Here is a 25,613-nt window from a genome sequence, read left to right on the forward strand (position 1 = left end):
TACGGGCTTAATTAACCACAGCCACCATCCAGCCACAAGTATATCCCGATGAATTTACCAATAACTTACAGTTAATTTACAGCAACTTACAAAATAGCTAATGAGGTTGTTCATGAAAATGATCAATTCATACTTCCAAGCCTTCAGCCGATAGGAATTAGTTAGGCGGCGCAAAATAAAGAAATTATATTTACACTCGATCTTTAACGATTGCATTTCAAGACGATCGGTCATAGAATGACCAAATGCCAAGACCTAAACAAAACGAACATACTCGCGAAGCCCTGATTGAAGTTGGTATCAAGCATATCTCTCAACACGGTTATCACGGCACTGGGATAAAACAGATCCTAGATGAACTTAAAGTACCGAAAGGGTCCTTTTATAATTACTTTAATAGCAAAGAAGCTTTTGTTGCCGAGCTTATCGAAGCCGATATGCACGCCAATGCAAAAGAAATTCAACCGCTATTGGATAACACAAACCTGAACCCAATTGAAAAATTGCGTGCGCTATTCGAAAAAGCTCGCCAAAAATACAGCGAGCAACAAGGCAAGCAAGGTTGCTTGGTAGCGAGTGTTGCTAACGACATTGGTGATTCAAGTGTATTATGCCAACAAGCAATGCAGCGTTCGGTGAAGGCATTAAACCAATTATTATCAGGATTAATCAGCGATGCGCAAGCACAGCAATTGATCCGTACCGACCTACCCGCAAAACAGTTGGCGACATTAATGTGGACAGCATGGGAAGGCAGTTTAATCGAAATGAAGATCGCCGGTAATACCGATAATCTTACTCAGATCACTGATTTCATTTTTGATGACATTTTAAAAGCCAACTAGCTAACGAACACGCAAACAGCGATATTATCAGTCGAATTGTAATATCGCTTTTTTAAGCCCCGAATTAAGACGACCGGTCTAATTATTTAAAGCAGGATTGATAATGACAAAAGCAATTACATTACAACAAGGTTTTACCTTAAAAAATGGCACGTTTATTAAAAACCGTTTATTTAAGTCAGCAATGAGCGAGCAACTTAGTGATGCCGAGCATAACCCATTACCGGGGCTTGCGACACTTTATCACGCTTGGGCTCTCGGTGGTTTAGGATTATCAATGACCGGTAATCTCATGGTTGATCGCAATGCATTAGGCGAACCAAAGCAAGTAGTGTTAGATGAACAGAGTGATTTAACTGAGTTTAAACGCTGGGCTCAACAAGGCAGTGTTAACAATACCCAACTGTGGGCGCAGTTAAATCACCCCGGTAAACAAACTCCGAATTTTATTAATGCAGAACCTGTTGCACCGTCGGCGATCGCACTGACGAACGGTTTAGAAAAAGGGTTTAATACCCCGCGCGCACTGACAGAATCAGAGATCTTGAATATTATTGGCCAATTCCAAACCAGTGCCAAATTAGCTAAGAAAGTCGGCTTTACAGGTGTACAAATTCACGGTGCACATGGTTACTTGGTTAACCAGTTCCTGTCTCCACGTCATAATCAACGTGACGACCAATGGGGTGGCAGCATTGAAAACCGCATGCGCTTTGTATTATCAATCTATCAAGCAATACGTGCCGAAGTAGGCGACACATTCCCGATTGGTATTAAACTGAATTCTGCCGATTTTATGCGAGGTGGTTTTACCGAAGAAGAATCCATGCAAGTAGTCAAAGCATTATCTGATGCAGGCATCGATCAAATCGAGATCAGTGGTGGTACCTATGAAAGCCCAACAATGACCGGTCACAAAGTGAAGAAATCAACATTAGCGCGTGAAGCTTACTTCCTTGCTTATGCTGAAAAGGTGCGTGCTATTACCGATACACCATTAGTTGTGACTGGTGGTTTTCGTTCAAGTAAAGCTATGCTTTCTGCACTACAAAGTAACGCAACAGATTTTATTGGATTAGCACGCCCAATGTCGTTAGATACCCAGTTGCCGAATAAACTAATGGCATCTGATGACCACAAGATTAGTTTACCGAACTTAACTACAGGTGTTAAAGCCATTGATCGCATCGCGATGTTAAACATTACGTGGTACGAAGCCCAGCTTGCGCGTATTGCTAAACAGCAGCAGCCAAAAGCCAATTTAGGTACTTGGCCAGTATTTTTCAAAACTCTCTATGGCGCAGGTATCTACGCATTTAGAAAACGCCGTGCTTAGTCACAGTGTCACCGCGCAATCACATTGCATATAAGCCTGATTATAAACAATAACTAATTAGGTCTGCGCCTAACCCTCTTGCAGATATACAGCAAGAGTCGTGCTGAGCGTCGCCTTACGGGCTATAAATGTGTTAGCATACCGAAAAACTCACCCCATTTTCACAAGGTACTTATTCATGAAAGTTGTTCGCTGGCTACTAGGCCGTCTAATTTTAACGCTTAATTTCATTTTCACGCCAAAAAGCATGAAACGCCCAGCTGATGCACAAGCAAAAGTTGATAGCGAGATCAATAACATGTCACTTTACCAATTTGAAGCTTGCCCATTTTGTGTAAAAGTACGTCGTAGCATGAAGCGTTTAAACTTAGATATCACCGTACGTGATGCGAAAAATGATGCTACGTTTGGTAACGAACTCGAGCAACAAGGCGGTAAACGTAAAGTTCCTTGCCTACGTATTGAAGAAAATGGTCAAGTACAATGGATGTATGAATCAAGTGACATCATTGCGCACTTAGAAAAGAAATTTGCTTAATTAAATGGCGCCCAGTCAAGTTAATTAATGTATGAAAAGCCTGATAACAATATCAGGCTTTTTTATGATAAATAAAATCACCTCGCCGTAATAACCCAACATACCAACTATTCGATTTCAATTTTAACCTAATCACTACTAATACCCATATATTATTACCACATGGTAAAAGTAATTTACTATTTTATGGGATTATCAATATCTGAGAAATAACTATAATGGCTCCAACAAAACGAGGGACCTCAGTGTTACCTCCCAACTGACAGTATAAATTAGAGAGAACAACATGACTGACAAATTTATTAAATCAAAAGCGGCTATTGCCTGGGGCCCTAACCAACCACTTTCTATTGAAGAAGTTGATGTGATGTTACCCCGCGCAGGTGAAGTATTAGTGCGTATTATCGCAACAGGCGTATGTCACACAGACGCATTCACTATGTCAGGAGATGATCCAGAAGGTATCTTCCCAGTGATTCTTGGTCATGAAGGTGGCGGTGTCGTTGAACAAATTGGTGAAGGCGTAACAAGTGTTGAAGTTGGCGACCATGTCATCCCACTTTACACTCCAGAATGTGGTGAATGTAAGTTCTGTAAATCAGGTAAAACTAACCTTTGTCAAAAAATTAGAGAAACTCAAGGTCAAGGCCTAATGCCAGATGGCACGACGCGCTTTTACAAAGACGGTCAACCAATCTTCCATTACATGGGCTGCTCAACGTTTTCTGAATACACAGTATTACCAGAGATTTCATTAGCAAAAGTAAACAAAGAAGCACCATTAGAAGAGGTTTGTCTATTAGGCTGTGGTGTAACTACCGGTATGGGTGCGGTACTTAATACTGCCAAAGTACAAGAAGGCGACACAGTGGCTGTATTTGGTCTAGGTGGTATAGGTCTTTCTGCGATTATCGGCGCTCAAATGGCAAAAGCAGGTCGTATCATTGCTATCGACATTAACGAAAGCAAGTTCGAACTGGCCCGTCAATTAGGCGCAACAGATTGCATTAACCCGAAAAACTACGACAAACCAATTCAAGACGTGATCGTTGAATTAACGGACGGTGGTGTTGACTACTCATTCGAATGTATCGGTAACGTTGACGTCATGCGTTCGGCATTAGAATGCTGCCATAAAGGTTGGGGTGAATCGATTGTTATCGGCGTAGCCGGTGCGGGCAAAGAGATCTCAACCCGTCCATTTCAACTAGTAACAGGTCGTGTATGGCGCGGTTCTGCATTTGGTGGTGTGAAAGGTCGTTCAGAGTTACCAGAAATTGTAGAACGCTACATGGCAGGTGACTTCAAGCTAAACGATTTCATTACTCATACGATGGGCTTAGAAGATATTAACGAGTCATTTGAATTGATGCACAAAGGCGAAAGTATTCGTACTGTCATTCATTTCGATAAGTAAGCGTTTACAAATAATCGAGTTATATTCGCCTTCACATACCGCAAGTATGTGGAGGCGTTTTTAAAGCATAAAATTTTATATAAATCAGAGTGAGCAGGTAGCGTTATGGGTTGGTTATTTCTTTTATTAGGCGTATTAGCAGAAGCAACATCACACGTAGCACTGAAAGCGACCAATGGGTTTAGCAACTTCTGGCCCAGCGTCATTGTTATCTTTGGCCACCTACTCGCCTTTTTATTTTTAGGGCAAGCCGTTAAAAACTTACCCGTGGGAATTGTGCATGCATCATGGGCTGGATTAGCGATTATTTTGGTGACCTATATGTCGAGCTTAATCTACAAACAGCACCTCGATACTAAAGTTTGGATCGGCATGTTATTTATCGCTGTCGGCATTGCCTTAATCAATCTGTCCTCGACCCCACACTCCCATTAAGTTACTTTACTAACAGTTTCCAGCACTTTTTTGTGTATTGTGACAGAGTAAAGTATGAAAGCAGTTTAATTCTTCCTTGTACTTATGCTATCTTGGGCCGCTTTTAACGCTAATCAAAGGCTCACCATGGCACGTAAAGGCACTCTATTTATTGTATCCGCTCCAAGTGGCGCAGGAAAATCAAGTCTTATCAAAGCACTTCTAGATGCAAACCCAAGCAGCGATATGAAAGTGTCTGTATCTCACACGACTCGAGCAATTCGTCCTGGTGAAGTTGACGGCATTCATTACCACTACATCCCTGTAACAGACTTCAAACAACAAATCGAAAACAATGAGTTTTTTGAATGGGCTGAAGTATTCGGTAATTACTACGGCACATCTCGTGTAACGATTGAAAAAACACTTGCTCGCGGTATTGATATTTTCCTCGATATCGATTGGCAAGGTGCGCGTCAAATAAAAGAACAAATTGCGGATGCGCGTGGTATTTTTATCCTGCCTCCAAGCCGTGAAGAGTTAGAGCGTCGTCTAAATAGCCGCGGTCAAGACAGCGACGAAATTATTGCAAGCAGAATGGCTGAAGCAGAAGCTGAAATGTCACACTATAATGAGTATGATTACCTTATTATTAATGACGATTTTTCGACTGCATTAGAAGATCTTCACGCAATTGTTCGTGCAGAAAGACTCCGTTCAACAAAGCAAGCAGCAAAAAACAACGTAATTATGAAAGATTTGCTGGTTAAGTAGGCAAAAATAAAGTATAGTTTCTCGTCATTTTTTAGACTTAATTCACTGGGAGTTCCTGCATGGCACGCGTAACCGTAGAAGATGCTGTACAACAGGTTGGTAACCGTTTCGACCTAATATTAATGGCGGCACGTCGCGCTCGTCAATTACAGATTAATGGTAAAGAACCTCTAGTAGCACCTGAGAATGATAAACCGACTGTAATCGCCCTTCGTGAAATTGAAGCGGGTCTAATTAGCAACGAATTAATGGATGCTGGCGACCATCAAGAGCAGCAAGAGCACGAAGCACAGCAAATTGCAGCAGTAGCAGCAATCGCTGAAGGCCGTGGCTAATACCTAATCATCTTTTCGATGATTTTATAAAAAAGGTGCATATTGCACCTTTTTTAATGCCTATGATCCACCCCAAAATGGTCTTTATGAGCTTTTATGTATGTTTAAACTCAAAATATCCAAGCTGCTGATTCTAGATTGAGTTGGCATAAATATTAAGAAGATATAAATTTAAAGGTGCAATTAGCTCCACTTTTGATTATCTTGCTAATATTATCACCTTATTTATATCAACTTTTTAGTGACGAGGCAGTACTTGCATATATTCGCAAATTTAAAAGCAACGACATCAACCTACCTATCGGTTGAACAAGTCGAACTCATTGAACATGCTTATTTAGTCGCGCGGGAAGCGCATCTACCTCAAAAGAGAAGCACGGGTGAACCTTACATTATTCACCCTGTTGCCGTTGCTGAAATTCTTGCTGATATGCGCCTCGATCATAAAACCATTATGGCGGCACTGCTCCATGATGTGATTGAAGATACAGAAACAACCCAAGAAGACCTTGCGTCATTATTCGGTGATACCGTTGCTGAATTAGTGGAAGGTGTATCTAAACTTGATAAGCTTAAATTCCGCGATCGCAAAGAAGCACAAGCAGAAAACTTCCGTAAAATGTTCATGGCGATGGTACAAGATATACGCGTTATCTTAATCAAACTGGCCGATCGTACCCATAACATGCGAACACTTGGTGCCTTACGACCAGACAAACGCCGTCGTATCGCCAGTGAAACCTTGGAAATTTTTGCGCCGATCGCTAACCGCCTTGGTATTCATAATATTAAAAATGAATTAGAGGAATTAGGGCTAGAGGCCATGTACCCAATGCGTTACCGAATCCTGACTGAATCGGTAAAATCAGCACGTGGTAATCGCAAAGAAGTGATGTCTAACATCCGTCAAGAAATTGAAGGCCGTTTAGTTGAAGCAGGCGTCCCGGCGAAAACAGATGGTCGTGAAAAACTCATCTTTAGTATCTACAACAAGATGAAAAAGAAACGCGTCCAGTTCCATGAAGTTGTTGATATTTATGCATTCAGGATCATCGTTGACGACCTTGATACTTGCTACCGTGTACTGGGTCAAATGCACAGTTTGTACAAACCAAAGATAAGGCGCTTTAAAGATTACATTGCCATTCCAAAAACTAATGGCTATCAATCACTGCATACTTCATTAGTAGGTCCACACGGAGTGCCACTTGAGATCCAAATCCGTACTAAAGATATGGACCTTATGGCTGACCGTGGTGTTGCTGCACATTGGTCATACAAACAAGGCGCAGACAAAGTTAATACCAATGCACAATTACGTGCACAGAAGTGGATGCAAAGCTTACTCGAATTACAGCAAAGTGCTGGTTCGTCATTTGAATTTATTGAAAGTGTGAAAACAGATCTGTTCCCAGATGAAATTTATGTTTTTACACCTAAAGGTAAGATTATCGAGCTACCACGTGGTGCGACACCGGTAGACGTCGCTTATTCAATCCATACCGATGTTGGTCATACTTGTGTTGGTGCCCGTGTTAATCGCCAACCACATGCGCTAAGCCAACCATTAAAAAATGGCCAAACAGTTGAGATTATTACCGCGCCAGGTGCGCGACCAAATGCAGCATGGTTAAACTTTATTGTCACAGGAAGAGCCCGCGCTCGTGTCCGTCAGCAATTAAAAAACATGCGTACCGAAGATTCAATCATTCTAGGTCGTCGTTTATTAAACCACGCATTAAGCGGTGTTAAAGTCGATGACATTCACATCGAAAACTTAAACCAAGTACTCGAAGATACCAAATGTGAAAATTTAGATGCCCTGCTTATCGAGATCGGTCTCGGTAACATGATGAGCATCCTGATTGCTCGCCGCCTGCAAGGTCGTGTTGATGAACTGACCGACCTTTCACCACGCTCGGAAGAAGATAAAATGCCAATTAAGGGCGCAGAGGGCATGCTAGTTAGTTTTGCGAACTGCTGTCATCCGATTCCAGGTGACCCAATTGTTGCCCACTTAAGCCCTGGCAAAGGTTTGGTTGTACATATTGAGACTTGTCGTAATATCCACGGTTATCAAAATGAACCAGATCGTTATATCCCAGTGGAATGGGATGACAATATCGATCCAAGCCAAGAGTTTAAAACCGAGATCCGTATCCAAGTTGTTAATCACCAAGGTGTATTAGCAAAATTGACGAATACTGTAGCATCGACAGGCGCCAATATTCATAACATTGTTACCGATGAAAAGGATGCTCGTGTTTATAACGTTGATATTCTTATTACCGCTAAAAACCGAAAACATGTAGCAGATGTAATGAAGAAGATCCGCACCCTGCAAGACGTACTAAAAATATCACGCAGTTATAATTAAGCATTCAATGAACAATGTGAATGTATGTATAACAAAGTGCTAGTTTGCTGATAACGAAGCCGTTGTAAAGTACGGCTTCGTTATATAAACGCCATTCAACCGACCCAGACCCGCCTAAGCTAAGTTCAGATATTCGCATTAGCCCGTGATTTGGGTATAATACCTCGCCAATTAAATCTGATAGAGTAAGACCATGACCCCAGAACGTCTCGAACGCATCACTAAAATGCTCCAACACCGCCAACCAGATCTTACTGTTTGTATGGAATCGGTGCATAAACCACATAACCTTGCAGCCGTAGTAAGAACTTGCGATGCAGTTGGTGTCAACAATGTTCACGCGGTATGGTCTGTACGTCCAACAAAGGTATCTGGAGGCACTGCAACAGGTAGCCAAAACTGGGTGAAAGTACACTCTCACGATAACATTGCTGAAGCAATCAAAGAATTAAAAGCCCAAGGCATGCAAGTTCTTGCAACTAACCTGTCTGATACTGCTGTTGATTTCCGTGAAATTGACTACACCAAACCAACGGCAATCTTAATGGGTCAAGAAAAAACCGGTATCAGTGCAGAAGCATTGGCACTTGCAGATCAAGATATCATCATCCCTATGGTTGGTATGGTGCAATCCCTAAACGTATCAGTAGCAACCGCGACAATTTTATATGAAGCACAACGTCAACGTGATAATGCAGGCATGTACCAAGGCGAAAGTAAATTATCTGCTGAAGAACAGCACAAAATCTACTTTGAAGGCGGCCACCCTATCTATGCAAAAGCATGTAAACGTAAAGGTTTAGCTTATCCAGAATTAGATGAAGAAGGTCAAATTGTTGCTGACGAATCGTGGTGGGATGCACTGCGTAGTTCAAACTAGGCCAGCTTAAATTAAGCTTTGCATTTAATACCAAAATGCAAAGCTAGCATGATCCATATCGTAGTAGCTTGAGTATAAATCTTCTGATAATATATGTTTATATGTACAGTGGATTCGTGAGTGATTATGCGACTAGATAAGATCCCGGTTATCGAGTTAAAAGGTGTTGGCGCCAAAATGGCCGAGAAATTAGCAAAGCTGAACTTAGTCACAGTTCAGGATCTGCTGTTTCATCTACCAAGCCGATATCAAGATCGTACGACCATCTATCCGATTCAAGACCTTTTACCCGGTCTACACGGTACTATCGAAGGCGAGATCGTCAGTTCCGATGTCACGTTTGGTAAACGCAAAGTAATGTCTTGTAAAGTCAACGACGGCACGGGCATCATCACCTTATTATTTTTCCATTTTAATGCCGGACAAAAAAACAGTTTCAGTGTCGGAAAAACAATTACCGCATTTGGCGAGTTTCGCCGTGGCCGCTTTGGTTATGAAATTGTCCATCCGGAATATAAACTTGCGCATGCTACCAGCTCAGAAATGAGTGAAGAAACGCTAACACCTGTATATCCTTCAACAGATGGGTTAAAGCAGCTTACCTTACGAAATCTAACAGACCAAGCACTGCAACACTTAACACAAACGACATTACAAGAGCTATTACCTGAAGGTTTATACACAGGACAAATCGAGTTAAATCATGCAATCCAACTATTGCACCGACCAACACCCGATGTCTCACTTGAGCTGCTAGAACAAGGTCAACACCCTGCGCAGCAACGCCTTATTATTGAAGAACTACTGGCGCAAAATATCAGCATGCTGCAATTACGCAAAAAAATGCAGCAGCATCCCGCAATCAAATTGCAGTCCAGCAAAACAATTACCGATAAATTTTTGGCACAATTACCTTTTACGCCAACCAATGCCCAACAACGTGTTGTTGCTGAAATCAAACAGGACCTCCAGAAAGCCTACCCTATGATGCGTTTGGTTCAAGGTGACGTTGGGTCAGGCAAAACCCTTGTTGCAGCCTTAGCGGCCCTTCAGGCTATCGGTAATGGCTATCAAGTGGCATTGATGGCTCCAACTGAGATATTAGCCGAGCAACATGCACTTAATTTCAAAGGCTGGTTCAATCAGCTGGGTATCAAAGTCGGCTGGTTATCTGGTAAACAAAAAGGTAAAGCGCGAGAAGCGGAGCTAGAATCGATTGCTAGTGGCGAAACGCAAATGATTGTCGGCACCCATGCCATTTTTCAAGATGCAGTAAAATTCTTAAATTTAACCTTAGTCATTATTGATGAGCAACATCGTTTTGGTGTAGAGCAACGCCTTGCCCTACGTGAAAAAGGCGCGGTCAGTGGTTTATACCCGCACCAATTATTTATGACAGCAACCCCTATCCCACGCACCTTGGCCATGACCGCTTATGCAGATTTAAATACCTCGGTCATTGACGAATTACCACCAGGGCGAACCCCTATTACCACGGTGGTGATGCCCGATAGCAAACGCGGAAAGATCATCGAACGGGTTGAATTAGCCGTTAAAAATGAAGGACGTCAAGTCTATTGGGTGTGTACTCTCATTGAAGAATCTGAGGTGTTAGAGGCCCAAGCCGCTGAAGATACCGCTAATGATTTACAAAAAATGTTACCTGACTTACGAATTGGTTTAGTACATGGCAGAATGAAAGCCATTGAAAAACAATACGTAATGGAAGCTTTTAAGAACAAGCAGTTGGATTTATTAGTCGCAACCACTGTTATTGAAGTCGGTGTTGATGTGCCAAATGCAAGTTTGATGATTATCGAAAATCCAGAGCGTTTGGGTCTGGCACAATTACATCAGCTACGTGGTCGAGTCGGCCGTGGGAAAGTGGCCAGCCACTGTGTATTACTTTATCACGCACCACTTTCCGATACCGGCAGTAAGCGTTTATCGGTATTACGGGAAACCACCGACGGATTCAAAATTGCACAACGAGACCTCGAGATCCGTGGCCCCGGCGAGATGCTAGGTAGTAAACAAACCGGTATTGCAGACTTAAAAGTGGCAGACTTAGTTCGCGACCAACAACTTATTCCTCTAGTCCAAAATATTGCTCGCCACTTACTGCAACAGCATCCCGATAATGCCCATGCGATCACCCAACGTTGGATGGCAGACAAGGACATTTATTCCAACGCTTAACCTGTCATTTAATAAACAGCGCGAACGCTAGACACCGACAGGTATCACAACGAAGGTCGCACTGAAAACCGCGGCCAATTTCGGGCCACTGTAAACGTCAACGTCAATATCCAACTTGGCATTACGCCCTTCTAATAATTCCAGCAAGCTGCCCTTCATCCGATATTTATGTGCCACAGCAAAGGGTTCCAAATTAATCGGGCGTTTATAATTAATACAGCCTTTCGACAGCACTATATTCCCCAATAACCCCTGCTCTTTTAACATTAACCAAACCAATCCCCAGCCTGTTAGCGTCGCCTGGCTATAAATACTGCCAGCAAACATGGTATCGTGAACATTCACATTAGCATTTAATGGCGCTGCAGTTTCAAATCGCCAACCACTGTACTGACGAATATTAATACCCATGTGTTGGCTAATCGGGATCTTGCTTGCCCATTCTTGTTGTAGTTCAGCGCACCAATCTGGATGTCGTAAAATCTTATCCATGGCATTCACTTCTTTAATCATCTGACGATGACGAACACCTTCACTAATTTGGCCACTGCCCACTAAAGAAAAACCGCATTTTTCATAAAACGGCACCGCTTCAACACGTGCATTCATGACAATGCGTTCACTACCGGCCTTGTAAGCTTCATCTTCTAAAGCCGAGATCAGTAAACTGCCTAAGCCCTGCTTACGGTGATTAGGATCAACGGCCATATAGTGAATCTGTGATTCATCCGCACCCGCGGTGTAAATCCGCCCACACGCGATGGGTGTGCCAGCATTATTCAAAATCATACGATGTTCGCTGTGCTCATCATAGATATCTTTTTCGCTACCACGCGGACGTTGTAATGGTGCTCTTAATAGCGACCAGCGCAAATGATAATAATCTTCTAACTCTTGTTCCGTTTCAGGTATATGCACATGAAACATATTCTCTCCTTGTCTATTATCACTCATGGTCTGCGGTCTACACTTGCAGCCAAAAAGTAACCGGTCCATCATTGACTAACGACACTTGCATATCTGCAGCAAAGCGCCCAGTCTCTGTCGTTATTTGTTTTTGATGACATTGACCAACAAAATATTCATATAAATGACTGGCATCAGCGGGAGCAGCAGCAGTCGAAAAGCTCGGCCTTGTACCAGAATTAGTATCTGCCGCTAAAGTAAATTGCGATACCACTAACAGTTCGCCATTGACTTGTTGAACATTTAAATTCATTTTATCGTCTGTATCACTAAAAACGCGATACGCTAATAATTTTTCACATAAACGCTTGGCTTTCGCCTCGGTATCACCTTTCTCGATGCCTAATAACACCACTAAGCCTTGGCCTATTTTACCGATAACGTCGTCTTCAACGGTTACATCTGCTTTGCGCACACGCTGGATCAATGCGATCATGCCATTCCTCAATAATCATTATTAAAATTTAATGTTATTGATAATACCGAAACTCCTTAAATTAATCACTGACAAACTCAAACGCAATAATCTCAGCCATGAGTTCTGTTGCTTTTCGTAACGCATCTATCATGCCAGGTTCACAATCAAAATGACCCGCATGAGGCACAATAAACAGCTTAGCTAATGAGAGGTGCTGACATAATTCGTACGCAGGCCCCAACGGATTAGAGATATCAAAGCGCCCATGCACCATAATTATCGGTAAATGTGATAATGAGTCTAGACACTTAAAAATATAATTGTCAGAAATAAAACAATTTTTCGAAAAATAATGACATTGTAGCGTCGACATACTAAGCGCCACATTAGCATCAATCAGATCCACTTTACTGCGGAATTCAGGATGTGGATTACCAATTTGCGCTTGCCACTCTACCCAAGCTTTTGCCGCTGCCATTTTTTCTATCTCATTATCACTGACTAACAACTGACTATATGCAGAGAGTAAGGCACCATAATCCCTTCCATTAGCACGGCTAACTAGCTGCTTAAAATGATCAGGAAACAACTGTGCGGCACCACCCGATGCTGAAAATTGCCACGTTAAATCCTGATTACGCGCTAAAAATAAACTGTGTAGTATTAAGCCTTGTACCTTATCTTGATGGCTCAAACTATACAGTAGCGCTAACGTAGCCCCCCAACCTTCACCGAATAATACGCAACGGCGAATATCTAACAGCGTTAAGATAGCACTAATATCCTGCAATAAATCTTGGGTGGTATTGTCTTCAATACAGGCATACGGTTTAGAGCGCCCACAGCCACGTTGGTCAAACAAAATTATTCGGTATAGCTTAGGGTCGAATAAACGTCTATCATCTTCCAGAACCCCCTTACCTGGACCATCATGCAGAAATAATAGCGGTATACCATCAGGATTACCCACTTCCTCAATATAAAGACTGTGCAGAGAGCTTACAGATAAATGATGTTCAGCATAATGCTGAATGGCCGGGTACAGTCCAATCATAGCAATATCAACCTCTTATCCACAACAAAAGACACTAGAGGTTGATAGCTTAACCTAACATTAGCGCAACAATGTTAACCCGCTTACAGTATTAACTTTGCCTTACTTAGTCAGAGCTGGCATCCATAGATAGATGTTTTTGCTGTTGATTTTGTGACTGTTTTTTCAATTTAACCTGTGCTTTTTTATGCTCATCAAACTCTGTTAATGAGGCGGTAATTTCAGCCCCGAGTAGGACAATCAACCAGCATAGGTAAATCCAAACTAATAAGATAGGTATAGTTGCTAATGCGCCATAAATCACTTCATAAGATGGAAATTGTACTAAATACCAAGTAAAGATCCGTTTGATACCTTCAAATAGCAAAGCACTAATCGAAGCGCCAATAAATGCATAAAGTAACGGTACGTGACGATGAGGAATAACCACATACATCACAAATAAACCCAGTGTACCCAGCAAGGCAGGTACCAACTTTAACAAGCTAACAATCCCGGTCACTTCAGTCACATCAGAAACAAACGATAAAGATAATAAATAAGACGAAATACCTAAACTAATGGCAATAAATAATGGACCAAAAGTTAATATCAACCAATACACCGCAAATGATAAAAAGAAACTACGTTCAATTTTACAACGCCAAATATGATTAATGTGCTTATCAATGGTATTAATTAGCAGCAATGCCACCATAAACAGCGCGCCAGAGCCAATCGAGGTCATTTTCCCTGTATTGGCAACAAAATCCTGTAAATACTCTTGAATCGTACCCGTCGCATGTGGCACTAAATTGGTATATAAAAATGCTTCAACACTTTGCTGCCAACTTTCAAAAATAGGAAAAGCCGACATCACCGAAAATACGACAGTGATTAATGGGACGAGAGAAAGTAACGTTGTATACGCTAACGCACTGGCGTTAACCGTGATCCGATCATCACTCACGCGTTTACCTAAATAACGCAAAAATGCAAAACAATTTAACAAAAACAACCACAACACGGTTTTAGTTTTTGCCAACCACTGCAGTAACGGATGTTGATAAGATGACTTAACCACAGGTTCCCTCCCAGGTAATTTTAAGGTAAAAAAAAGGTGATACCTAAGTATCACCTTTTTTTATAATAGCGCCAAGATTATTAAATAATAACCTTAATTAACTATTATTTAGCTGGACGGCTAGCACGTTTACGTTCGTTTTCAGTAAGGAAACGCTTACGGATACGAATGCTTTGTGGTGTAACTTCAACTAATTCGTCATCATCAATGAATTCTAGAGCTTGCTCTAGCGTCATTTTGATTGGCGTAGTTAGTGTTTGTGCTTCATCTGTACCAGAAGAACGTACGTTAGTTAGCTGCTTACCTTTCAAGCAGTTAACAGTAAGATCGTTAGAGCGAGAGTGAATACCCACGATTTGACCTTCGTAAACTTCTTGAGCGTGTTCGATGAATAGACGACCACGTTCTTGTAAGCCGAATAGAGAGTAAGTTAGTGCTTTACCCATCGCGTTAGATACTAATACACCATTTTGACGTAGTGCAAAAGTACCGCCTTTATGTGGGCCATACTGTAGGAATGTATGGTACATAAGACCAGAACCAGACGTGATTGTCATGAATTCAGTTTGGAAACCGATTAGGCCACGGCTAGGAACGATGAAGTCCATACGGATACGCCCTTTACCATCAGGTGCCATATCTGTAAGTTCAGCTTTACGCATGCCCATTTTTTCCATAACTGGACCTTGATGCGCTTCTTCAACATCAATAGTAACCGTTTCATATGGTTCTTGAGTTTCGCCATCTTTTTGAATCATGATCACTTCAGGACGAGATACAGCTAGCTCGAAACCTTCACGACGCATGTTTTCAATTAAGATACCTAGGTGAAGTTCACCACGGCCTGAAACTTTAAATTTATCTGGATCATCTGTTTGTTCAACACGTAATGCAACGTTGTGAACAAGTTCAGCTTCTAGACGTTCAAGGATGTTACGTGAAGTAACAAACTTACCTTCTTTACCACAGAATGGAGAGTTGTTTACTTGGAAAGTCATTGTTACTGTTGGTTCATCAACAGACAATGCAGGTAGTGCTTCAACAGCAGAAGGCGCACAGATAGTGTCAGAAATCTTAAGTTGACCTAGACCTGTGATTGCGATGATATCGCCAGCTTGCGCTTCTTCAGTTTCATGACGCTCAAGACCCATGTAACCAAGTACAGTACCTACTTTACCGTTACGGATATGACCATCAGCACAAATAACACTAACTTGTTGATTTGGTTTAACAGAACCACGTGTTACACGGCCAACACCGATCACGCCAACATATGAGTTGTGATCAAGTTGCGAGATTTGCATTTGGAAATCACCATCACGATCGCCTTCTGGAGCAGAAACACCATCAACGATAGCTTGGAATAAAGGTTCCATGTTTTCAGTAGCTTCTTCAGACTCAACGTTAGCCCAACCATTAAGTGCAGATGCGTAAACAACTTTAAAATCTAGCTGTTCATCAGTTGCGCCTAGGTTATCAAACAGATCGAAGATTTGATCCATAACCCATTCAGGGCGAGAACCAGGTTTATCGATTTTGTTGATAACAACAATTGGCTTAAGGCCATGTGCAAATGCTTTTTGCGTTACGAAACGCGTTTGTGGCATAGGACCATCAACAGCATCAACGATTAAGCAAACACTATCAACCATAGACATAATACGCTCAACTTCACCACCGAAATCGGCGTGTCCTGGAGTATCTACGATGTTGATACGGTAATCTTTCCATGTAATAGCAGTATTCTTAGCAAGAATTGTAATACCACGTTCTTTTTCAAGATCGTTAGAATCCATTACACGTTCTTCATTACCACCACGTTTCTCTAAAGTACCTGACTGTTCTAATAACTTGTCAACTAAAGTAGTTTTACCGTGGTCAACGTGAGCGATAATCGCAATGTTGCGTAGTTTATCTAGCACTGTGATGCCTCTATATATTTTATATGGGTAAAAATTAGGCGGTATTGTAACCGCCTCCTTGTGATCTACCTAGCAAAATTTTGGCACAGAGTAAAATGATTGCAATTTATTTTATTTAAAAACCAAGCAATAGCCACTAAATGGGCTTTTAGCACACAAAATATAAATAAATATAGGCCGTATCACACAGTGATCAATTAGACTTACAGATGAGACGTTTTATCAACTATATTTGAATACGATTTTACTGGTAATCCCTGAAAATAAACCATAATATCGAACTTAGTAATAGTAAATGTACGCGTTTTTTTACCGCAACAATCGCTGCACCAAACAAGTGCGTAGCACGCACGATCTTCGTGCAGCAATAGATTGGAGCAAGGGAGAATACGCGAACTAAAGCAATAGAATCAACAACTTAAATAGTTGGCACATATATGGCATTATTTAAATCATGATTGTTTACAGTCAGCCACTTTAAATTAAGCCATCATATTGATGACACCGGAGGTTATTTTTTATGTCAGCAGAAAACGTATTAGCTCTAATTAAAGAACAAGACGTTAAATTTGTAGATTTACGTTTTACAGATACTAAAGGTAAAGAGCAGCACGTATCTCTACCACATCATCAAGTTAATGCCGGCTTCTTTGAAGAAGGTAAAATGTTTGATGGTTCATCAATTGAAGGTTGGAAAGGCATCAACGAATCTGACATGATTTTAATGCCAGATCCGGCAACAGCTGTACTTGACCCGTTCACAGAAGCAACAACTCTGAACCTTCGTTGTGACGTACTCGAACCTGCAACAATGCAAGGTTATAGCCGTGACCCACGTTCAGTAGCAAAGCGTGCACTTGCATACTTACGCTCAACAGGTATCGCTGATGATGTATTCTTCGGTCCTGAACCAGAATTCTTCCTATTTGATGATGTTAAGTACAAAACTGACATGTCAGGTAGCATGTACAAGATTGACGCTGAAGAAGCTTCTTGGAACTCTGATAAAGAGTACGAAGGCGGCAACATGGGTCACCGTCCAGGTGTTAAAGGTGGTTACTTCCCAGTATCACCAGTTGACTCTGCACAAGACATCCGTAGTGCAATGTGCCTAATAATGGAAGAAATGGGCTTAACAGTTGAAGCGCATCACCATGAAGTAGCGACAGCAGGTCAAAACGAGATCGCAGCACTATATAACTCAATCGTTGAAAAAGCGGATGAAGTTCAAATCACTAAATACGTTATCCATAATGTTGCACACGCTTACGGCAAAACAGCAACATTTATGCCTAAGCCACTTGTAGGCGATAACGGTTCAGGCATGCATTGTCACCAATCACTACAGAAAAATGGCGAAAACATTTTTTCTGGTGATCTGTATGGCGGTCTTTCTGAAACTGCACTTCATTACATTGGTGGTATCATCAAGCACGCAAAAGCAATTAACGCATTTGCTAACCCAGCAACTAACTCGTACAAACGTTTAGTCCCAGGTTTTGAAGCACCAGTAATGCTAGCTTACTCAGCGCGTAACCGTTCTGCATCAATCCGTATCCCAATCGTACCATCGCCAAAAGCGACACGTATTGAAGTTCGTTTCCCAGATCCAGCAGCAAACCCATACTTAGCATTCTCTGCGATGTTAATGGCAGGTATTGACGGTATTAAAAACCGTATTCACCCTGGTGATGCAATGGATAAAGATCTATACGACCTTCCAGCAGAAGAAGCAGCAGAAATTCCACAAGTTGCCTCTTCACTACAAGAAGCACTATCAGCACTAGATACTGACCGTGACTTCTTAACGGCTGGCGATGTAATGGCTGACGATACAATCGATGCTTACATTGCAATAAAAGAAGAAGAAGTTGAAAGACTGAACATGACAACTCACCCAGTTGAGTTTGAAATGTACTACAGCGTATAATTTCTTATTAATAAAAATTAATATCAAAAAACCCGCTATTTAGCGGGTTTTTTATTTGTGAAATAAATGTAACTAGGTGAAAATAACCATACAAATCAAGTAATCAAAGACAGGATGTCGCCATGAAATACGTAATGTTATTCATATTAATAATCACAAGCTATACTAGTGTTGCCGCTATTTATCAATGGACTGATGAACAAGGTATTACCCACTTTTCGGATGATGAAAGTAAACCAGCATCAGCCAAAGAAATTGATGTGAAGCTAACGCCACCTTCCATTGACTCTCTTACTCAATCAATTCCTCCGAAAACAAGTCATGCAAAAACCACAATGAATGACAAATCAGTCACGCCAAGTAGCATTCATATCAGCACACCACGCGATCAACAAACAATACGCAGTAATACTGGCGAAATCACAGTGTCTGCCACTCTCAGTTCAACACTGCTGTACGGTTCAAGTATTCGTTTATTAATTGATGGCATTACTTATAGTGAGCAAATTGAGAAGCAATTTGATGTCACAAACGTACCCATTGGTACGCATAAATTACAGTTACAAATAATTAACAACTTAGGCAAGGTAATTGCATCATCAGAGCTCATTACTGTTTATTTACATCGATTTAAGGCCAACTAAGCATTTCCGCTTTAATTTCACCACGCTGTACAGTAATATTTTAAAGTGAGCACCGAATTGGTGCGTTCAGTCACGGGATGTTTATCCTAATAAGGAAGTGCCATGGTAATGCTCCCAGAACCTCAACAGTCATTAATGAATAGCTTAGTTTCTTCGGTTTTCGTTCTCAATCATGATCTGTATATAAAATATCTCAATCCAGCGGGTGAACAACTATTAGGATCCAGTGCCAGTCGTGTGCTTGATGTGAAGATCACGGATATCATCGAACATACAACACTCGACCTTTCATTATTAGCAAGCATAATTAAAACAGGGCAAGGATTTACTGATAATGAAGTATCATTAGTCATTGATGATCGCCAACTATTAGTCGAAATTTCAGCAACATTAACGAACTTTAACTCGGAAGTCTGTGTTCTAATTGAAGCGAGACAAATAGACTTACAAAAGAAAATTAGCCAAGAACTTTATCAACACGTACAACAGCAAGCTGCACAAGAATTAGTACGTGGCTTGGCCCATGAAATTAAAAACCCACTCGGGGGATTACGTGGCGCCGCACAATTATTAGAGAAAGAACTACCAACGCCGGAATTAAAAGAATTTACAGGTATTATCATCGAACAAGCCGATCGATTACGGACGCTAGTTGACCGTTTATTGGGGCCACAAAAGCCTGGTCAGCAAACCATTTTAAATATTCATTCCGTCATTGAAAAAGTAAAACAGTTAGTCGAGTTTGATTTACCGTCAGGTATTATTATCGAACGAGATTATGATCCATCAATACCTGATTTTGAGATGGAACCAGACCTATTACAACAAGCACTACTTAATATAATTAGTAATGCCGTTCAAATACTAAAAGAACATGGCATCATTAAAATTATTACGCGTACAGCACATCAAGTGAATATCCAAGGACAGAAATATCGCTTATGTGCTGAAATAAAAATCATTGATAACGGACCCGGTATTCCAGAGCACATTAAAGATACCTTGTTCTACCCAATGGTTACTGCACGTGAAGGCGGCACCGGACTTGGACTTTCTATTGCTCAAAACCTGATTAAGCAACACAAGGGGAAAATTGAGTGCCATAGCTGGCCAGGTCATACCGAATTTGCCATTTATCTGCCACTAAGAAAATAAAGGATTAAACTATGACAACAGCAACAGTTTGGATTGTCGATGACGATAGTTCTATCCGCTGGGTTCTCGACAAAGCATTAAAATCACAGAAATTTGAAACCTCTGCATTTAGTGGTGCGCATGCCTTATTAAATAAACTCGAATTCGAACAGCCAGATATCATTATTTCTGATATCCGCATGCCAGAAATGAGCGGGTTAGAATTAATGAATAAAGTACATGCCATTCACCCTGACCTCCCGATCATCATAATGACTGCCCATTCCGATCTCGACAGTGCAGTCAATGCGTATCAGGCTGGTGCATTTGAATACTTACCAAAACCGTTTGATATTGATGAAGCCGTATCCTTAGCGACTCGTGCAGTGACTCATGCCAAAGAGCAAAGCAAAAACCGCCGTAAAAATAATAAAGTCGCGCCAGTGACTGAAATTATTGGTGAAGCACCGGCCATGCAGGAAGTATTTCGCGCTATCGGTCGCTTATCACGTTCTTCGATCAGCGTATTAATTAATGGTGAATCTGGCACAGGTAAAGAATTAGTTGCACAAGCGCTACACAAACACAGCCCACGCGTAAATAACGAATTCATTGCCTTAAACATGGCTGCAATACCCAAAGATTTGATTGAATCAGAACTTTTTGGTCATGAAAAAGGTGCTTTCACTGGCGCAGCAGGTGTGCGTAATGGTCGCTTTGAACAAGCTAATGGCGGTACCCTATTTTTAGATGAGATCGGGGATATGCCGATTGATATTCAAACGCGATTATTGCGGGTACTTTCTGATGGGCAGTTTTACCGTGTAGGGGGCCATTCTCCGGTGAGCGTGGATGTACGAATCATCGCAGCAACGCATCAAAACTTAGAAAAGAAAGTAGCTGATGGTAGTTTTCGTGAAGACTTATTCCATCGTTTGAACGTCATTCGTATTCATATTCCATCGTTAAATGAACGTCGAGAAGATATTCCTAAACTCGCCAATCATTTTTTAATCAGAGCGGGTAAAGAGCTGAGTGTCGAAACCAAAATTCTCAGTAAAGAAGCACAAACCTATTTAGCCAATCATCATTGGTCCGGTAACGTTCGCCAACTTGAAAATATTTGTCGTTGGTTAACCGTGATGGCCAGCGGCCAAGAAATATTCATTGCTGATTTACCTTCTGAGATCACCGAAGAGCAATCGCCTTTAATAAGTCATGGTAGCGCGGCTCAAAGTGGCGACTGGCGCACACAATTAAAAACCTGGACGGCACAGCAACTCGCATCAGGACAGAGTGATATCCTTGCTGAAGCAATGCCCGATTTTGAACGTATCATGTTACAAACCGCACTCGAGTACACACAAGGTCATAAACAAGATGCAGCAAAACTACTGGGTTGGGGTCGTAATACTCTCACCCGTAAGTTGAAGGAACTCGATATTAATTAATTATGCTTAGGCAGTTAACCTATTCTTTAAGTTAACTGCCGCTTACTAATTCAGTGAGTCATGTTTCTCAATAATATAATTATGGAGTATCAAAGCTAAGTCATTATCAATATCAAAATTCAACGCCAGCCCTTTACCATTATTATTTTCATTTTCAATCCGTACAACGTTAGCCTTAACTAAATGAAAACCACGTTGTGGGATCTTTAAATAAAAGTTCACACGGTCCCCTTTTTGAAGGTTAAAATCAATAGACGAAAATTGCTGCGCACTGCATAACATAAATAATCCCGACGTCGATATATTCAGAACAGCCCCCAATAAGACTTCACCTTTCGGATCAAATACCTTTAAACCTTTAGGATCCGATAGGCGCCAATAACGCCCTTCTCCACCTTTATGATCAATGATATCGGGAGGACCAAGCTCCTTTAGCTCATCGCTATAGCCATCACTAATAAGATAAAGCGGAAAACGAAATTCCTTTTGTTCGCTTTGCGTTACCAATACAATGTCATCAGATTGCGCTAATACATCCAGCATTTTTTTGGAAATGTGCGAAATACATACTTCACGGCTAACATCATCAGCATGACTTTCAATTACTTCCTGTAATAAATTAAGTTCATCTTGAGTTAAAATATCCGTCACTTTCTTTGGCATGAAAAAACCTTTATTACTTTGTCGAGAAACATCCTGTTTGCTATACAAAGAGTGGGAGTAATTTAAATTACATTTTCATCTAGTTATACTAATCTTAGTAAACCAGAACAGCTTTAACCTTGCAAATATAAAAACTGTGAGCTTGATGCACTGTCATAAAAGTAAGTATTAACAAATAACGATTCCGATGTAGCAACAATGGAGCCGAACATGGAAGTAAATCTAGATAATATAAATAATGAAGTCTGTCTAATAGAAACGATAGAAGTAAAAGGCGAGTTTATTATGGAAAAACGTCACCGCCATGAGCGGCGGCAACGTTCATTAAATCATTGCTCTCGTTATGAGCGCCGTGTTCATGATCGACGCGGTGCCCTTAGCAACAAGATTGATATTACAATCTAATCTCTAATGATGGTGATGATGCGGTTTCGCATTTCTAAAACTATGCGGTAATAATTCCAGCATAAAGCTACGCGCACCACGACGTAAAATACTTATAGAAAATAGAACCGTCACAATGACTAAACTTAAATAACGCCACCAATCATCTTCCCAATGTGGTGCTAGCGTTAACCATGGCTTAGGCAATTCAGGTACCCAATACATAATCCCCAGACCTAATAACAAGGCTACAGTGACAATCGCCATAACCACAGCGATTGCAATGTGCTTACCTTGGTTATCTTTAATAAAGCGGTATAAATCTAAGTTAAGCGTTGGTCCCACTAAACTAAAGGCAACAACCGCACCAGGCGATACGCCAGCAATAAGCATAATCGCTAATACAGGGGTAATACCCGTCGCACAAAAATGAAAGGGTAACGCAATCAAGATCGCCAGAACCACTTGCAACCAAGGTTCTTGCTGTAAAAACTGCCAACCAATCGTCGGGGTAAATGTTGCTGCGGCAATTAAGCCAAACAATACCCAAGGTGCTGTATGATCAATTAAATGCGCAAAACCATGTTCAAAAGCATGCTTCAAACGCGATGTAGATTGTTTTAGCTGTTCAGGTGTCGCACACGTTTCAGTATTTAAATCATGTTTCTTAAACAATAACCCAATCAATAAACCCAAAGTTACCGCTAAAATTATCGCCATCACTAAACGAATACCAACCCACTCAGCACCTAATAACGGTAGTGAAATAAGTAATGCATCAAACCCTATCACAGGTGATGCTACCAAAAATGACACAGCTAATGCAGAACCGCAGCCCGCTTTAATCAATTGCTTATACATGCTTGATGCATCTGGAATACAGATCGGCAGAGGTAAACCAATCAGCGTGCCTTTTAATGCACCTGCGACTGAACCAGTACTGCGTAATTGGCCAACCAGATTGAATGCAGGTTTCACAAAATTAATCAGCCATGTCAGGATATAAGCGAACAATAATGCCGGGGCCGCATGTAACGACAAGCTCACAAATCGTAATAAGGTTTCAGCTGTTCCATTACCGTGCGCATGTCCCGCATGAGCATCACGTCCCGCATGGTCATCATGTCCCACGTGGTCTTCATGTCCCGCATGGTCATCATGTCCCGCATACTCATGTAATTTGATATCAGCCTGTAGCTCAGGAGATGTCGCGATTTTTGATACCAACACGGTTTCTTCCGAACCGTGGTCATGCGACGCATAACCTAACCAATGCGGCAGTAATACCGCAAGTAAACAGACAGCACCAACTAAGCTACCCGTACCAGCAGCAAATTTATCACGTTGAGTTTCTTTACCGTGTTCCTGTTTATAAGGCTGGTGAAATACGACATGTAAAATAGAACCCATCACTAATGCTTGGAACCAGATCAACCAATTTCCGCTATCATGTGCGATCAGTTCTCCACCGAGCCAAGTGCCTGCAACAGTTGCCACTGACATTGCCGTTAATACCGCTAACGGTAACGCTCTGCCATAATGCGGACGTAGCAACCACCATACAGTCAAACCAACAGGAAAACGATGGAGTACCACACCGATTGCCAACAAATAAGCGGTCTGATCATCTTCAATCGCAAGCGCACCACCATCGGTGAGAGCGTGTAATACTAGCCCCAACACGCCTAATATCAAGGTAACAGAATGGGTTTGCTTTGCGACTTTATGAAATATTTTTTCCACCATGCCGGGGCCAAATAAGCCAACGAGCATCAGTCCAAGAACGGCAATACCCCCACTTTCCAATAATTCAGGCAAGATATGGAATAACACCAAACCGCCAATGGAAACAAAGATAAAACTATCAAAGAAAGCAAAGCGATCAGATTTAGAACCGACAAACTTACATAAGTAAGGTCCGAGAAAGAGTGTCGCGATGCTCAAAAATAAAAGTAAAGACATGGTATAAACACGAGGTCAGTAAAACAGGTGTTATATTATAACATAACGGCCGTTACTGATGCCAGTCAGAATTGTTATATTATAACAATCCTGACTTGCATTAATAAAACATAGGTTAAATTAGTCGTAGTGGAGAATTATTTTACGACTTTAATATTATGTTTTTCTAATAAATTTACATATTCTAACGACGCATCTTCGTCAGTAATCACCATATCAACCTGATCAAATTGATATAATGGCGTATTATGAACTTGACCGAATTTAGAAGAATCCGTGATGACAATATTTTGTGCACCTTTCTCTAAGATAGCCACACCGACATCTGCACGCATCATATTACGGCTCGTAAAACCCGTATTTGGATGCAAACCATCAATACCTAAGAACGCCTTAGTAAAGTGAGTATGTTTGATGCAAAGACGCGTCAAGGTACCCACCATACTTTCACTTTCATGCTGGTAAAGACCACCTAACACAATAATCTTTACATCGGTTTCTTTCATTAAATGTGCAATATAGCTGCTCGGCGTAATAATGGTTACATCACTACGTTTTCCCAGTTCTTTTGCCAGTAAAGCATTAGCACTGCCCCCTTCGATCATGACAGTTTCGCCATGTTCAACAAGGCTTGCTGCACACATAGCCATTTTACGCTTGTGCTCATAATTGACCGTAATACGGTGAGAAACATTATCAGTATTATGCGGAGTAGCTCCACCATGAACACGACGGATGAATCCTTCTTTTTCTAACTTGTTCAGGTCATGACGGATCGTGACCTCTGAAACCCCCAGCTTATTCGACATTTCGCCAACAGAAGCACGTCCCTTTTCATTTACAAGATTAATAATATCAGTATGTCGTTGCTGCATGATTTCTCATATCCCACACAATTTAAGTTTCC

23 protein-coding genes are annotated in these 25,613 nt (G+C 41.3%); 15 read left to right on the forward strand and 8 right to left on the reverse strand.

The genetic code is table 11. The annotated features are described in order from the left end of the window. Nucleotides 1–245 precede the first annotated feature (245 nt). The 10 genes from HWV03_RS21660 to recG all read left to right on the forward strand — a co-directional run bounded on the left by HWV03_RS21660 (nt 246) and on the right by recG (nt 11,115). A complete protein-coding gene (locus tag HWV03_RS21660) occupies nt 246–845 on the forward strand; it encodes a TetR/AcrR family transcriptional regulator (RefSeq protein ID WP_211677870.1) in 600 nt (199 codons plus the stop codon). A 103-nt stretch (nt 846–948) separates the two neighbouring features. Next, a complete protein-coding gene (locus tag HWV03_RS21665) occupies nt 949–2,181 on the forward strand; it encodes an NADH:flavin oxidoreductase/NADH oxidase family protein (protein WP_211677871.1) in 1,233 nt (410 codons plus the stop codon). Nucleotides 2,182–2,359: 178 nt separating this feature from the next. Continuing rightward, the gene (locus tag HWV03_RS21670; protein ID WP_067040799.1) at nt 2,360–2,719 is read left to right on the forward strand and encodes a glutathione S-transferase N-terminal domain-containing protein; all 360 of its coding nucleotides are present in this window, start codon (nt 2,360–2,362) and stop codon (nt 2,717–2,719) included. A 286-nt stretch (nt 2,720–3,005) separates the two neighbouring features. After that, complete coding sequence (locus HWV03_RS21675; RefSeq protein ID WP_211677872.1) at nt 3,006–4,136, forward strand: S-(hydroxymethyl)glutathione dehydrogenase/class III alcohol dehydrogenase; 1,131 nt, start codon at nt 3,006–3,008, stop codon at nt 4,134–4,136. 105 nt (nt 4,137–4,241) lie between these two features. Beyond that, nucleotides 4,242–4,571, forward strand: coding sequence for a DMT family transporter (locus HWV03_RS21680; protein ID WP_211677873.1), 330 nt, complete (start codon nt 4,242–4,244; stop codon nt 4,569–4,571). Nucleotides 4,572–4,697: 126 nt separating this feature from the next. Then, nucleotides 4,698–5,324, forward strand: a complete 627-nt coding sequence (gmk, locus tag HWV03_RS21685; protein WP_211677874.1) for a guanylate kinase — start codon at nt 4,698–4,700, stop codon at nt 5,322–5,324. 59 nt (nt 5,325–5,383) lie between these two features. Next, nucleotides 5,384–5,659 (forward strand): DNA-directed RNA polymerase subunit omega, encoded by a 276-nt coding sequence (gene rpoZ / locus HWV03_RS21690; protein WP_211677875.1) that lies wholly within the window; start codon nt 5,384–5,386, stop codon nt 5,657–5,659. Between the two features lie 256 nt (nt 5,660–5,915). Continuing rightward, a complete protein-coding gene (gene spoT, locus HWV03_RS21695; protein ID WP_211677876.1) occupies nt 5,916–8,036 on the forward strand; it encodes a bifunctional GTP diphosphokinase/guanosine-3',5'-bis pyrophosphate 3'-pyrophosphohydrolase in 2,121 nt (706 codons plus the stop codon). A gap of 193 nt (nt 8,037–8,229) precedes the next feature. Then, entirely contained in the window at nt 8,230–8,916 is a 687-nt protein-coding gene (gene trmH, locus HWV03_RS21700; protein ID WP_211677877.1) for a tRNA (guanosine(18)-2'-O)-methyltransferase TrmH, read from the forward strand. Nucleotides 8,917–9,042: 126 nt separating this feature from the next. Beyond that, nucleotides 9,043–11,115 (forward strand): ATP-dependent DNA helicase RecG, encoded by a 2,073-nt coding sequence (recG, locus tag HWV03_RS21705; protein ID WP_211680371.1) that lies wholly within the window; start codon nt 9,043–9,045, stop codon nt 11,113–11,115. Between the two features lie 27 nt (nt 11,116–11,142). On the opposite strand, the gene HWV03_RS21710 is transcribed toward recG, so the two are convergent. The 5 genes from HWV03_RS21710 to typA form a co-directional block, all read right to left on the reverse strand. Beyond that, on the reverse strand, nt 11,143–12,042 hold the full coding sequence (locus HWV03_RS21710; RefSeq protein WP_211677878.1) for a bifunctional GNAT family N-acetyltransferase/hotdog fold thioesterase: 900 nt from the start codon (nt 12,040–12,042) through the stop codon (nt 11,143–11,145). A gap of 37 nt (nt 12,043–12,079) precedes the next feature. Further along, nucleotides 12,080–12,517 (reverse strand): D-aminoacyl-tRNA deacylase, encoded by a 438-nt coding sequence (gene dtd, locus HWV03_RS21715; RefSeq protein ID WP_211677879.1) that lies wholly within the window; start codon nt 12,515–12,517, stop codon nt 12,080–12,082. 61 nt (nt 12,518–12,578) lie between these two features. Beyond that, complete coding sequence (gene pip, locus HWV03_RS21720) at nt 12,579–13,553, reverse strand: prolyl aminopeptidase (RefSeq protein ID WP_211677880.1); 975 nt, start codon at nt 13,551–13,553, stop codon at nt 12,579–12,581. A 106-nt stretch (nt 13,554–13,659) separates the two neighbouring features. After that, nucleotides 13,660–14,616 carry a virulence factor BrkB family protein gene (locus HWV03_RS21725; RefSeq protein WP_211677881.1) on the reverse strand — a complete coding sequence of 319 codons (957 nt, stop codon included), beginning with the start codon at nt 14,614–14,616 and terminating at the stop codon, nt 13,660–13,662. A gap of 104 nt (nt 14,617–14,720) precedes the next feature. Next, the gene (gene typA, locus HWV03_RS21730) at nt 14,721–16,538 is read right to left on the reverse strand and encodes a translational GTPase TypA (RefSeq protein ID WP_211677882.1); all 1,818 of its coding nucleotides are present in this window, start codon (nt 16,536–16,538) and stop codon (nt 14,721–14,723) included. 520 nt (nt 16,539–17,058) lie between these two features. Here typA and glnA point away from each other — a divergent pair. From glnA to glnG, 4 genes are all read left to right on the forward strand, one after another. Further along, nucleotides 17,059–18,468, forward strand: coding sequence for a glutamate--ammonia ligase (glnA, locus tag HWV03_RS21735; protein WP_211677883.1), 1,410 nt, complete (start codon nt 17,059–17,061; stop codon nt 18,466–18,468). Nucleotides 18,469–18,590: 122 nt separating this feature from the next. Continuing rightward, nucleotides 18,591–19,112: a DUF4124 domain-containing protein gene (locus HWV03_RS21740; RefSeq protein ID WP_211677884.1), complete on the forward strand. Its 522-nt coding sequence runs from the start codon at nt 18,591–18,593 to the stop codon at nt 19,110–19,112. Nucleotides 19,113–19,214: 102 nt separating this feature from the next. Further along, the gene (gene glnL, locus HWV03_RS21745; RefSeq protein ID WP_211677885.1) at nt 19,215–20,267 is read left to right on the forward strand and encodes a nitrogen regulation protein NR(II); all 1,053 of its coding nucleotides are present in this window, start codon (nt 19,215–19,217) and stop codon (nt 20,265–20,267) included. Between the two features lie 11 nt (nt 20,268–20,278). Continuing rightward, nucleotides 20,279–21,697, forward strand: a complete 1,419-nt coding sequence (glnG, locus tag HWV03_RS21750; protein WP_211677886.1) for a nitrogen regulation protein NR(I) — start codon at nt 20,279–20,281, stop codon at nt 21,695–21,697. 45 nt (nt 21,698–21,742) lie between these two features. Here glnG and HWV03_RS21755 read toward each other — a convergent pair whose 3' ends face one another. After that, nucleotides 21,743–22,360, reverse strand: a complete 618-nt coding sequence (locus tag HWV03_RS21755) for a PilZ domain-containing protein (protein ID WP_211677887.1) — start codon at nt 22,358–22,360, stop codon at nt 21,743–21,745. 210 nt (nt 22,361–22,570) lie between these two features. On the opposite strand from HWV03_RS21755, the gene HWV03_RS21760 reads away from it, so the two are divergent. After that, the gene (locus tag HWV03_RS21760) at nt 22,571–22,765 is read left to right on the forward strand and encodes a hypothetical protein (RefSeq protein WP_211677888.1); all 195 of its coding nucleotides are present in this window, start codon (nt 22,571–22,573) and stop codon (nt 22,763–22,765) included. A 3-nt stretch (nt 22,766–22,768) separates the two neighbouring features. Here HWV03_RS21760 and HWV03_RS22685 read toward each other — a convergent pair whose 3' ends face one another. Then, on the reverse strand, nt 22,769–24,706 hold the full coding sequence (locus HWV03_RS22685) for a permease (RefSeq protein WP_211677889.1): 1,938 nt from the start codon (nt 24,704–24,706) through the stop codon (nt 22,769–22,771). A 137-nt stretch (nt 24,707–24,843) separates the two neighbouring features. Continuing rightward, nucleotides 24,844–25,581, reverse strand: coding sequence for a DeoR/GlpR family DNA-binding transcription regulator (locus tag HWV03_RS21770; protein ID WP_211677890.1), 738 nt, complete (start codon nt 25,579–25,581; stop codon nt 24,844–24,846). Nucleotides 25,582–25,613 lie beyond the last annotated feature (32 nt).

The sequence above is a fragment of the Moritella sp. 36 genome (assembly GCF_018219415.1).
In the GTDB taxonomy this organism is placed as follows: domain Bacteria; phylum Pseudomonadota; class Gammaproteobacteria; order Enterobacterales; family Moritellaceae; genus Moritella.